The sequence below is a fragment of the Photobacterium kishitanii genome (assembly GCF_000613045.3).
Taxonomy (GTDB): Bacteria; Pseudomonadota; Gammaproteobacteria; order Enterobacterales; family Vibrionaceae; genus Photobacterium; species Photobacterium kishitanii.
The window spans coordinates 100,275-113,194 of record NZ_LN794354.1 but is presented as its reverse complement, the minus strand read 5'-3'; the positions used below and the strand labels follow the sequence as shown (position 1 = coordinate 113,194).

The window sequence follows — 12,920 nt, the reverse complement described above, 5'->3', positions numbered from 1 at the left end:
ATAAAATGTTATTTAATTTCAACTGGTTGATGTTTGCCTAATCATTGAGGCTGAATGTTCAGTTTAATCACCGTGTAAGCTTATTCGTTGATGATTAAAGTGAAGCCGTTGTGTTTATAAGTCATTGAAATAAAATGTTATTTAATTTCAACTGGTTGATGTTTGCCTAATCATTGAGGCTGAATGTTCAGTTTAATCACCGTTGTAAGCTTATTCGTTGATGATTAAAGTGAAGCCGTTGTGTTTATAAATCATTGAAATAAAATATTATTTAATTTCAACTGGTTGATGTTTGCCTAATCATTGAGGCTGAATGTTCAGTTTAATCACCGTTGTAAGCTTATTCGTTGATGATTAAAGTGAAGCCGTTGTGTTTATAAATCATTGAAATAAAATATTATTTGATTTCAACTGGTTGATGTTTGCCTAATCATTGAGGCTGAATGTTCAGTTTAATCACCGTTGTAAGCTTATTCGTTGATGATTAAAGTGAAGCCGTTGTGTTTATAAATCATTGAAATAAAATATTATTTGATTTCAACTGGTTGGGGGTGCCTAATCATTGAGGCTGAATGTTCAGTTTAATCACCGCAGTAAGCTTATTAGTTAATGATTAAAGTGACGCTGTTTTTATCATTCAGACTCACTTTAATCATGTGCGGAAATAAAGTCTTTGTGATTAAAATTTTGTTATTGCCACTGCGTTATATTATCAGGTTATTCTCTCTCCTATTGTTACTTTTAATTTTCCCTGTTTATTGACGTACGGCCGTTAATTATTTACTTGCACTCATAGTAGTATGTAAGTATCATGGTTTTATTCAAAAAACTTACATGTATCACTTATTGTTACATGTTCTATTTAAAGTTACATAATCGCAGTCATTCTTATATAGGATTTACATATGGATAGCATGATACAGTCAAAACGGATGGCAGCTCGTGCTGGTAGCATGTTGCAATCGTTAACTACTGATATTACAGATAAAAAACGTGAGTTTGAGGCTGTAGATTACTGGAAGCGTTATACTAAGCATTCATTAAAAGATCTGCCAAATCTATCGCGAGCTCAAGCTGATAATGCTATACATGATATGGAAGTTGCTGGTTATGTGTTTCCTAAAATTCCTTCAGGCTCTACCGAAAAATATAATTTAACTATTCGTGATGTATCTAATCTTTACGAACACCGTGGTGTAGCTAAATATCGTGATAGTCATCGTGGCGGTTTTGTTGTGTTTGTTACAAACCTTAAAGGTGGAGTTAGCAAAACGGTATCTATTGTTAATCTTGCGCATGGGCTACGTGCTCACGATAATTTACTCAAAGAAGATATTCGGGTTTTAGTTGTAGACTTAGATCCTCAAGCATCAGCAACAATGTTTAATGATGAAACGCTTGCGATTGGCCAAATTGATAACAGTTCAGCGCAAGCTATACTTCAAAATGTTAGTCTTGCTGAATTAAAGAGTAATTTTATTAAGCCAACTGGTATGGATGGTGTCGATATTTTACCGGCCAGTATCGAAGATGCTTTTATAGCAAGTGATTGGCTAGAGATCTGTGCAGAAAACTGGCCGAATAAGAATCCATACGAATTATTGCAGCAGAATCTTATTGATAAACTACGCGATGATTACGATTTTATTCTGCTTGACACTGGTCCTCATCTAGATGCATTACTTCTAAACTCTTTAGCATGCGCTGATCTGTTAATGACACCTGTTCCACCTGCTCAAGTCGATTTTCATTCCACGCTTAAATATTTAGAACGTCTGCCTGTTTTACTTGAGCAACTTCTTGAAAGTGGTGTCGAACCTCATTATTTAGCCAATATTGGCTACATGACCAAAATTTCTAAAAATAAAAGCGATCATAAAGAAGCACAACGCTGGGCAAAAAAAGTTTTTGGAGCTGATTTTCTAGATGTTTCACTACCTAAACTTGATGGTTTTGAGCGCGTAGGTGAATCATTTAATACAGCTATTTCGGCGAATCCTAAATTTTATGATGGCAGTGCTGCAGCGCTAAAATCTGCGCGAGAAGCTGCATTTGATTTCGCATATTCTGCGTTTGAACAGATAGAAACGCTACGTCAAATGAATTCAGAAGAAGAATAGGCACTAGAATGAATAAAAATACTCCCATTGGTCGTCGCGGTTCTCTGAGCAGATCATCGTTACATGTGTCGTCTGCGATGAAAGGCGGTACATTACCTCAACCACTAAAACTGGATGATGATATTGTTGTTAATTGGTCGTACTTTGAAACTATCAAAGGTGACAAAATTGCTGATATTTGTGTTAAACACGTTGCTAATACACGCTCAACTGAAGATCTTAATGCCAGAAATCTATCCGATTTAGATGATTTACATGTACAACAACGAGAGTACTGTTACGCACAATTAGTTGACGGTAAGTTGCATGTATTAGAGGGGTGGCGTCGAACGAATCAAGCAAAACTAAAGCAATGCGATCTAACTTACTTAGTTACTGAAGATGAGCTTAGCTATGCTGATTGGTTAAAAGTAGTTAAAAAGTTGAGTGAAAAGAAACCACACTCTCCTCGTGATCAAGGACTTTTTTATCTTGATTATATGCGTGATCATGATGTTGATATTTCTGCATGCGCTGACGTACATAAAATAAGTGAAAAAACGATAAAACGTTATATTGTTATAGCAAAATTATCCCGAAGCTGGTTAGATATTATTTTCGATTTTGGTACGCTTTCTCACACTGACTTTGCGCTACTTAAAAAGGTTGAGAACTATTTTGCATCAACTGTAAAAGAGAGTACTCCTAGTTTTTATAAGAAAGAGAAATCTATACAAGTTGAACTAGTCAATCAGGCTGTTGAAAAAGGGATTACGGATTTAGCTAATCTTTGTACTGATAGTGAAATAGTAGATAAAGAGTCAGCTGAAAAACTGAAATTTATTAATGAGGTTTTTTTTCCAGTAATACCCGTGGAAAAGAAGATTACGTCTCTTATTAAAGTAAATAAAAATAAGTTTGCTAGCAAAGAAGTTAAAGGTGATGTTACAACATTTAAGTTAAGTCAAATGCCTAAGGAACTCTTAGAGCAGATTGAAGATCTTATTGTTAATTACAAATAACATTAATCAATTTTCTTCTTTCATGGATTTGAGAAAAGATCTTATATCCAATGTTTAACTTAGGGTTTTACAATAAAGTTGAGCATGTTTGTTATTAGCTATATCAGCAGTGTTTTTTATTCTGCTGATATAGTTTCCGAAGAATATTACTCTTTGATTCATCTCGGATTTATAAAAAGTTATCTTTCCCGAGTGAAGGTTTTTATCTATCATTATATAACCCCACAAATAGTCTCTTATTTCACATTCGAAATGATTCAAATTCTTGGGTTGCAGTTCTCCGCTCCACTTCTATATTTTAAAGTTAATAGTAGTAATTAAATTTTGATGGGCGAATAGTAGATTCATGCCTTTGTTGAAATGCTTGACTTGTCGTTGTTTAATCCCCTTTCGCAGATATACCTTTTTAATTAAGTGCATTAGTATAGTAAGAATCTTTACCTGTATTGAGAGGTTACTATTTAGTTTTTAATGATTTTGACTTAATTTTCCTGAGCCAGCATGAAGAATTTAGCCCTGTGAATTGAGGCAATGTAACTCCTTAGGTAAGGATAGCAGAATAAAGGATTTCCATTTTAATTCAGGGGGGATCATTGTTTAAATAAGGAAAGCCGTTATTTTCAGTCCCATTTTGGTTTGGCTTAAGGTATAAATATTGATACGCTTTGCTCATAAGTAAAAGTTACATCATCACTTTCGTAATCTGCTAAATATACAGCAGTTATCCATTGGATTTTTACGTGATTTTCTAAATCTTTCGCTGTATGAGTTAGATGTTTTTTATTCCCTCAATATTTCAGTAACTATTGTTGTGCTTATTGACAACAGTATTCAATGATTGAAGACTATGACCTTCCTTTGTTAACTCTACCGGTAAAATAACGGCACTATAAGGTATTTTTGATAAATGAGTGATCTCATAATGATATTGCTTTATCCATAAACTAACTCAAAATAAATTTTTAAGTGTTTATGTTGATTGAAAATACTCTTGCTAATCCATCTTTCCTATATTTATATAAAGCTACAATTATACTTATTTTAGGTCTATTTTGTGGCGGAGATTGGATAGTAAAAACGCAGATTAATAATTCTTTGTTATCTTGTTAAATAATCCAAAAATATTTTGCTATTGTGGATGTGAGATGTTGATATTTACAATCAGAGATGATGTATGAATGACGGCTATTTATCACTTCGTGTCTTGTTTGAGATTGTTTGCTTTTATATTTTTAAGTTGTAACACATTGATCATTATTTTGAAAACATGTCCGATACTTATGTGATTCTAGAAATGCCATGTATTTGATGAACTGGTCATGATATTACAGCGTTATTGAAACATCATCAGAAAAGATTTAATAAATCGATCTATTCCCCATTGGTGCTTGTCAGTGCTGAGATTGTAATCAGAACAAAAAGGGTCAGGCCTGTCCAGAATTGGAATTTGGACAAAAAGGGTCAGGCCTGTCTAAAATTGGAATTTGGACAAAAAGGGTCAGGCCTGTCCAAAATTGGAATTTTGATCGTCTGTTTTAATCGTTAACTATCTAATATTAGTTAAGTAAGAATTTTATAAGCTATGAAAAGTATACTGATTGTATGTCCCCTTTTTTAATAATAGATATTCAAATATGTAAATGCTAGCCATTGATGCTGTTAACCTCTATTAATTATACTTCTGTCATGACAGAGGGATAAATACCAACCGATTCTGTCATGCTCTTATATTCTAGTTATCATCTTACTTATTTTACTAACACTTCTATATTCATTAATTCTAAGCTTTCTGATGCTTTGGTAGTGGTAATTTCCATCGTAATATTTTGCTGTTTAAGCATCTTCATCGGTTGTATTGATGTCTATGGAAGCCAATAATGTCAGTTCGATAATCTTATCTTCAACGAGCTCCGGTATATGGTTTTTACTGCGTTTATGTGGCTTATTAATTATTTTAAGAACGATTGGTTTTTGTTCTTCCATCATTTTTTGGTCAGTATAAAAGTAGCCAAGGATTCGAGCTGCTTTAGCTATGCTACCGAACTGCTCAACAAGTTCTAACGCTTCTATTTTTCGATAAACCTCTTTACCGTATTCATGGTATTTTCTAAGTTCTATTAACTCTGTGATATCAAGCTGACAGTTATCCAAACAAGTGGAGAATGTGCTATCAAACAGGCACTAGATCTCTACTTTCTGACTCGATTTTTATATCGTTGAGCACATTTAATATGATGGATATCGTCCGCCCAAGCTTGCAAGGTTTTACACTTAATAGCGAACCTGTCATTCTTTTCAAGCAATTCGGATAGATGTTGCAGGTTAAATTGAATTAATTAATTTGTATGAGGTTTGAAGCTCTTTTTTGAGTGAATCTGGGATTTTATTAACTGGTGAGTGGACTCTATTATCATGAACAACGAACCAGTAGCTGTTACGGTATCGAGTTAGGTGAGGTTCTACAGTTCTCCACGATGTATTAATTAAGGTTGTAGCACTATTAATGCTGCTCTTTTGCTGATGATATCGACAGTGAATTGGGAGTTGGAATCTATATAGAACATCTTTCGCTGCTTCTAAAGTTTAATTAACTACTTTATAGGGGGAAGCTAATTGAGTTTCGTCAGATCCCCCTCGGTAGTTAGTGTCATGACAAAGTCGCTTGGCGATCATAAAATTTTGACTTACTTTCTAGTATTAAATATGACGATGTTGTTTATTTGATTTTGGTAAATAATACTAGCCATTATGAATTTGTGATGGTTTACGGTTACTCTGATGCCATTATCAGTATCAAATTAACTTATTCTGGATTCTATAAACGATTAAAATATGAAGCCAGCGTTATGGTTGAAAACAAAGCATTAAGAGTCGCGCTGGTATTAGCGAAAGAAAATTAAGAGTTCTCTCAAGAACGAATTTGCAGTAATGAAATACTGGCAGCGACCAATGAATATTACTTTGATAAAAGGCTAATATTATGTGAGATATCTATTAGGATTATTCTATTTGAAGAATAACTCCACCTTGTTCAACTTAAAATTTGTGATAGAACTTATTGTTTAAGAAACTGAAAAATGATCAGTTGTGATTAGTTAACTTGTTTTTCAACGTGGTTGATGTGAATGGGGTTATCAATCGATAATCATAACCGTAGCGGCGTATTATTTTTCTTTGGGTTCATACGCTGAACTTTTTCAGTAAGTTCTATTTTCACTCTCGGTAAGAAGATCGATATATTAAGAAACGAATACTGATCGATTTTGCTATTGGATACTTACAAATAATTCTGCAGTAGTATTAATTTTTTTAGTTGCCTGAAGTATTGTTTGTTCAGCTTGTATGTTAAGAGGTCGAATATTTAATAACAATTGAGCCCGATTATTCTGCAGCCTAAATTGAATATCGCTTTTGCAAAAAGATCATGCCCTGGAGTAAGGTATTAACACTATCTTGGAATGTAGCTATTTTATCTCTTGATGAGCACTATTTGAATATGGGCTTAGGTGGCAATTCCACGTTATGGAAAGCAAGATAACCAATAAAATCATCTGGTTTTGATAGCTATAAAGGTTACTCACGTGCGAGCTATAAATTTGCTGACTGATCATGATGCTAAGATCTTAGAATAGCTATTTGCAAATCAGATAAAGAATATGTTTGATTTCGTGAACAATCTTTTGCTGATTGAGGACAAATTAAATTCTCTTTAGCCAGTAATCGATGTCTTGTTTCGATATCGGCCGAAATTATTTATCGATAATATTAAAGTTCATTATGCGCGCATAAGCTAACGATTGCTCCAACTTGATTAATTGCTTTTTAAGCAGAAAAGGGTTGATGCAAGTAATGGTTATTAAATAATAATGACCAGCAATAAACTCAAACCGTTGAGTCTGTAATACAACAAAAGGAGCGTACATATAATATTGTTTGAGAGTGTCAACATATTGATTTAAATAAGATGAGTAGCCTTATTAATTTTAATAACTCTTATAATATTGATAGTAAAAATATTGAATACCCGCAACACAAGCAGCTTGGTCTATAGAGCAGCGAGCAAAAAGTAATTCAATACTTTCTGGCTATCTATTGGTCTTTAAATCTCGAATATAATCTTTAGCGCCTAGAGCAATAGCAATTAATTTTTTAGATGTAAAAGCTATTTCTTTTGTATTCGTGATCCCTTGTGTTGATCCAATTATTGCGAGTAATCTCGTTAAACTAATTTTTCTACTGCGGCAATGACCGCATTAACATTATTTAAACCAAATTAACAATCAACAGAGTTTATACGTGCCAAAGCTTTAATATTTTGGTAAAGAGAGGGGGAATGTATTAAAAAGAATAAGACGTCAGTATCTTTTTGATCTAATGCAACGGTCTTCTAAATCAAACATGATGGTATCGATAAATGAATTTGGAACTACTGCAGCATTATGTACGGGAAAAAAGCATAGAACGACGAAGTTTCATAGTATTAACGACAGGGATGTTTCTTGCGATTAAGTTCAATGTAATATTCGTGGTTTTTATGTTAGAAACCGTCCTTGCGGACGGTTTTTAGTATGTTGGGATTATATTATCTTTAATCTACTTCTTTAATAAGAAAGTCGTCCAAGTTAGCACCATTTTCTATAGATGTTTTTAAAGCTTTTGGTGTGCGGCCTTGTCCCGTCCATGTTTTTTCATTACCATTATCATCAATATATTTATATTTACCTGGACGTTTTATTCGAAGATTTTTTTGCGTTTTATCTGGCATAGATAAAAGGTCTTCAGGAGTAAGACCATCTGATAATAGCATTTGACGATAAATTTCTAATTTTTCATCACGCTCCTTGGTTGCTGCTTTTTCTTGTTCTTCTTCTGTAATACGTTCATTTACAACTTGTGTCAGCTTATCTAAGGCCTCTTGTAGTTGCTCTAACGTCATTGATTCACGAGTAAAAGAACGAAGGTTACGAATGTCCATTAATAGCTTTATAGCGTCTGTCATGATTTCTTTTTCTTAATCGATTGATTTTGTATTTTACAATAAAAGATGATTTCCTTGATATGGTTGATGAATTATATTCGATTTAATATCTCTAAATAAAATAAGAATAGAACAAAAAAAGCACATAATGGCTATTGTTTGTGATCATTAGTTGCAGTTAATGTAAGGCTTATTGCTATAATTATTGTTTAATGCATGATTTAGTATTCTCCTTTGGTATAGTTGGTTTTTCTGAGATGATGATTGTATCGATCATTTATACGGTGATAATTAGGATTTTATACTGGCAAGGAACCCTTGTTAGTAATTAAAGCTTTTAATGTAATTATTAGAGTTGATAAATACTTATAAAATTATTTTATTCGATAGAGTTTTATATAAGAAAGTTTATTGAGATCGTTTATAGCGCGGATTTTTATCGTTAGAGGCTGTATCTGCGTGTTGATTGTAGCTGTTAATACTATAAACTACTTAAGCATAGTAAAATTTGACTGTTTTTAGGTACAGTGATAATCGATAAGTCATAGTGTAAACATAATTATATAATGGGATGGTTATGGAGCAAGAGTATAAATTACGTAATGAGATTACCAATAATATTCGTTGTAAGTTGTTGATAAAATTAAATGAAGTTAGAGAGGCAATAATTTCGGAAGCTCAATGCAAATTACCCGAACTCCTAATGGAGTTAGATTTGTATCAACAAGAGTTCGAAAAAATCTATATTAAGTAGTGGTATTTAAAACTCGTGAAAGTGATCATTTCTATGTCTGATGATAGTTAACTTTCAGATTCTATTAATAGATTTATCGTTAAATGGTCATTATTGAGAGGATCTTTTATCACAATTAATTACATTAATATTATTGAGTAATTGAAAAGTCATCTCATGATTTTTTGTATTTGGATGTTATATTGAGCTGTTAGAGCTTAAAATAGCAGCGACTCAGTCGCTGCCAAAAAAGATTAAATTAATGCTAATATTTAAATTTGTTTAGCTTATCTTCAACCTCACTAGTTTGTTCTAAGATCCCTTGCGCCTCTTGGTTTGATATTTCGGCGCCTTGAGCGGCTTTGATAGTTATATCGGTAATGGCATTGATATTACGATTGATATCTTCAGTTACCTGATATTGTTCTTCTGAAGCAGTGGCTATTTGACACATCATATCTTGGATGGTTGATATGGAAACCATCAATGATTCTAATTCTAAGACGACTGTTTTACTGCTCTCGATACTGTTATGGGTAAAAGTTCTGCCATTTGCAATAGTATCTGCTGTCAGTTTTATTTGGCCTTGGAACTGGTTAATCATCTGCTGAATTTCTTCAGTGGAGTTTTGCGTTTTTGATGCCAATTGACGTACTTCATCAGCAACGACGGCAAAACCACGACCGTATTCACCAGCGCGTGCAGCTTCAATCGCGGCATTTAAGGCTAGTAAGTTGGTTTGATCGGAGATACTACGGATAACATCTAGAATACCTCGAATCTGGTAGCTCTGAGCTTCTAGTTCAATAATTGTTGAAGAGGAACGTTCCATTTCCTCGCCTAACTTATTGATGACACAGGCGCTATCATTGACAACATCACTGCAACGGGTAATGGCTTGGTTTGCTTCCTCAACTGAACTTGCGGTAGTGGCAACATTATTGGCGACTTCACTGGCAGTAGAGGCCATTTCATTTATGGCGGTCGCAACCTGTTCTAGTTCCTGACGCTGCTGTTGTACATCTTGATGCGATGTTTCAGCAATAGTCGCTGAACGATTTGCTGATAATTTTAAATGATCGACTGAGCCAGCGATATCGTGGATCATTCTCTGTAATGACGCCATCAAAATATTCAGGCCATTCATTAGAGCGCCCGTTTCATCTTTTCTTGTTACATCTAGACGGTAGGTTAGATCACCGCCAGCCTGACCGAGCTTCTCAACAATATTGACTACTTGTTGGATCGGTGTAGAAATACGTTTAGCTAATATGTAGAGGAAGATGAGTGCTAAGACAGAAATTGATAGACCCGCTATTAATTGAGCGTTAAGAAAATTACTGAATGATGCTTTTAACTCTTTTTGTAATCCATAAATGTTAGCAAAAAGAGTAGCTTTAGGAATCGTAATCGATAACGTCCATGGGGTAGTTGTGTTTCCTACTTTAATCGGAGTCACTAGAGTGTAGGTCTTATCAGTAAAGTTCCATGACTGTTTGTCTGCTTGAAATTGGGATTTTTTCTGGTTCCAGTTTGGTACTACAGAACCGAGTTCGGCGTCAGAATTAGTGTCGCCAGCAATAACACCACGATAAGTGATAATGCTGATATGAGAGCTTTTACCAAATTGATTTTGTTTCAGGTTAAGTGCTAGCTTATTAATAAAGTTTACCGATAAATCGATGCCAATCATGCCTATAGTTTTGCCATTGGCTTTAATCGGAGTAACAATATTGGTCATTAACACCTGTTTGCCCTGAACATTATATGCCCATGGGTCGATCAAACAGGTACTACCTGTCTCTAGTGGACAGAGGTACCATTCACTGACGCGAGTCCCTATTTTGGTTTTATCCTGGTCATAAAATCGATCGGAATCAACCGATGATGCTTTTAGTTGGTTATCGCTGCCTCGGGTCCAATACACGTTGAATTGGCCTTTACCATCGATAGCTTCGTAACGAGCATCTTTTCCATCCCAAGCATTGGGTTCGAAAGCGATATAGGCTCCTAGAAACTTTTGGTTACTTGCTAGAAGATCGCGCACTGCCAGTGACAGATCTTTACGACTGAGCTTGGGTTGACCGTTATTGCTGCTTGCCATTCCCGATACGACACTGGCTAGAGCTTCAACGGAATTCATCGCTACAGATAGCTGGTTTTGGACCTGCTCTGCACTGTATTTACTGGTATCTTCTAATACCTTGGTCAGTTGTTGATCTGCAAAAGTATACGTTTTGTTGTATACCATCTTTTCAAGTTGGTTGGAATGTTTTAAGCCAACCAGCAGTATCGCGATGAGCGAAATAAAGAGACAGATTGCGGCGCCAACGATGATTTGATAGCGTATGGATTTAAGTGAAATCACAATGACTCCCCAGTTTTGATAAGATCTGCGGCATGCTCTGCGATAATTTTATGCATTGCGGTTGTTGGATGAAGTCCATCCCAGAATAAATTATGGTTTGGCTGAGCAATAACTGCTCCTGTGGTGTAGTTATATGCCGAATTAGTCACGTTAGTGATCGTAATATCCAGCTTGGCATCACGGTACTCACCATGATTATTTACATCATTAATTACCTGATTATATAAGGCAAAAGTATCAAAATAGAAAATGTCGATATTAGGATGGTTTGCTGCCAGCTTTTCTAATCCTGTTTTTAATGCTTGGTTATGCAACTGGATAAATTTGGCCGTTGCGTCCTGTTTACCTGAGAACCATGGTGCATTAATAAAATTTGGAATATTTGCCACTAAAATATGTTTGGCACCGGCGTCAATTAAGGATTTTATATCTGTAACAGCGTAGGATGCTGCTTTGTCACCCGTTTGGTTGAGAGTACCGAATAGAGTGAACCACAGATTGTTGGTTCCGCTCATATAAGTGACCAGCTCGTTGCCATTGAATTTGCCTTTGTTGGCAATACGCTGTTTAATTTGTTGACCACTATTTGATAGAACATCAAGGCCTGAATAGGCGGTGAAACCATTAGTGGCATCAATATCGATAAAATCCCCCATACCTGACATTGCACCGCCAACAGACCAATTAGTACCTAATAGAGCGGCACTTTTATAGTGATAGATCATAAGCTTGTTGTCTTTATTTTTAAGAACTACATTGCTCTCAATTTTACCATGGGCGCGAGTCGGCATTGGCATCGTAAGAAAATTGGCTAGATATTCGGTCCAGACAGGACCATTACTGAAGTGGCCGTTGGAATATGGTTTAGGGGCACGAATGCCAATTTTTCCTGAGGTTTTATTACTCATATCGACAGTAATCATATGCTTGTTACCGATATCAGACAGACTGTCACCGAAGTTTGATATGGTATTGAAGTCCGCTGCGTGAGCATAAAGAGGTATGAGCGCAACAAGAGTTGCTAAGGTGAATTTTTTCATGTTTTTCTTATAGGTTAATGTGAGTAGTAATAATCATTTACATGATATAAGGTGTTAAGTGTTTTTTAGAAATGATGACAAAGACATTGTTATGCTGTTACCTTATTCGAATTCGTAGATGCTATATCTGCGTTGACAAGATGACAGGTAACAGTGCTGAACAAGTGGCCTTGTAAGCATTCAATTTACATTAATAATTAGATTAAATCTAATGCAAGTAATAATTACATTAGAAATTATTAATCATTAAGAAACCTTTATTAGTATTTAAATACTTGCAAAGATTTCGATACTATAACTTTACCGTTTATGATGTATAAGAGCACTTAATTTCATTTCTTAAAAATTTCTTTCCTAGGTTACATAAGAAATTGTATTTATAGCAATATAATTCACATTAATGATGATTAATAATTCAAAATAGTGAGCGTAATGCGTTATTTTTATTCAATTGTTACTTTTTTTAACATGTTCACTTTTATGTGATACGATTCGTTGCTAACGCAATATGTAAAAATTGGCTATTATTAAACTGGGTATGTTAAGCGGATTTGTTGTATAAATGTAAAAATACGGAATAATAAACTTTAAAGTGTAATATTCATTTTACAGCCTGAAATTTTTTGTATCTGATATCATTGTATATCGAATCATTTTCGATGCAATATATCAAATATGAT

Annotated in this window: 8 protein-coding genes; 3 read left to right on the top strand and 5 right to left on the bottom strand. The window is 34.5% G+C overall.

Features of this window, described 5'->3' with window-relative positions:
* The first annotated feature begins 905 nt into the window (after positions 1 to 905).
* Together PPBDW_RS22750 and PPBDW_RS22745 are read left to right on the top strand one after the other, a co-directional pair.
* Positions 906 to 2,120, top strand: a complete 1,215-nt coding sequence (locus PPBDW_RS22750) for an AAA family ATPase (RefSeq protein WP_036788716.1) — start codon at positions 906 to 908, stop codon at positions 2,118 to 2,120.
* Positions 2,121 to 2,128: 8 nt separating this feature from the next.
* A complete protein-coding gene (locus PPBDW_RS22745) occupies positions 2,129 to 3,121 on the top strand; it encodes a hypothetical protein (RefSeq protein ID WP_036788714.1) in 993 nt (330 codons plus the stop codon).
* A 1,833-nt stretch (positions 3,122 to 4,954) separates the two neighbouring features.
* Here the strand turns inward: PPBDW_RS22745 and PPBDW_RS22740 are convergent.
* Positions 4,955 to 5,272: a hypothetical protein gene (locus tag PPBDW_RS22740; RefSeq protein ID WP_036788712.1), complete on the bottom strand. Its 318-nt coding sequence runs from the start codon at positions 5,270 to 5,272 to the stop codon at positions 4,955 to 4,957.
* Positions 5,273 to 5,841: 569 nt separating this feature from the next.
* Here PPBDW_RS22740 and PPBDW_RS22735 point away from each other — a divergent pair.
* Positions 5,842 to 6,021 carry a hypothetical protein gene (locus tag PPBDW_RS22735; RefSeq protein WP_156312929.1) on the top strand — a complete coding sequence of 60 codons (180 nt, stop codon included), beginning with the start codon at positions 5,842 to 5,844 and terminating at the stop codon, positions 6,019 to 6,021.
* 1,185 nt (positions 6,022 to 7,206) lie between these two features.
* Here PPBDW_RS22735 and PPBDW_RS22955 read toward each other — a convergent pair.
* The 4 genes from PPBDW_RS22955 to PPBDW_RS22715 form a co-directional block, all read right to left on the bottom strand.
* Positions 7,207 to 7,350: an aldolase/citrate lyase family protein gene (locus PPBDW_RS22955; protein WP_081045158.1), complete on the bottom strand. Its 144-nt coding sequence runs from the start codon at positions 7,348 to 7,350 to the stop codon at positions 7,207 to 7,209.
* Positions 7,351 to 7,709: 359 nt separating this feature from the next.
* Positions 7,710 to 8,120, bottom strand: coding sequence for an H-NS family histone-like protein (locus tag PPBDW_RS22725; RefSeq protein ID WP_036788710.1), 411 nt, complete (start codon positions 8,118 to 8,120; stop codon positions 7,710 to 7,712).
* A gap of 977 nt (positions 8,121 to 9,097) precedes the next feature.
* The gene (locus PPBDW_RS22720) at positions 9,098 to 11,200 is read right to left on the bottom strand and encodes a methyl-accepting chemotaxis protein (protein WP_036788707.1); all 2,103 of its coding nucleotides are present in this window, start codon (positions 11,198 to 11,200) and stop codon (positions 9,098 to 9,100) included.
* On the bottom strand, positions 11,197 to 12,240 hold the full coding sequence (locus PPBDW_RS22715; protein WP_036788704.1) for an SGNH/GDSL hydrolase family protein: 1,044 nt from the start codon (positions 12,238 to 12,240) through the stop codon (positions 11,197 to 11,199). Before PPBDW_RS22715 ends, PPBDW_RS22720 begins: the two co-directional genes overlap by 4 nt.
* Between the last annotated feature and the right edge of the window lie 680 nt (positions 12,241 to 12,920).

What these genes read in the sequence shown, in the direction of transcription:
- PPBDW_RS22745 (WP_036788714.1), top strand. Translation starts at nt 2,129, where the DNA reads ATGAATAAAAATACTCCCATTGGTCGTCGCGGTTCTCTGAGCAGATCA.
- PPBDW_RS22715 (WP_036788704.1), bottom strand. Translation starts at nt 12,240, where the DNA reads ATGAAAAAATTCACCTTAGCAACTCTTGTTGCGCTCATACCTCTTTAT.
- PPBDW_RS22750 (WP_036788716.1), top strand. Translation starts at nt 906, where the DNA reads ATGGATAGCATGATACAGTCAAAACGGATGGCAGCTCGTGCTGGTAGC.
- PPBDW_RS22725 (WP_036788710.1), bottom strand. Translation starts at nt 8,120, where the DNA reads ATGACAGACGCTATAAAGCTATTAATGGACATTCGTAACCTTCGTTCT.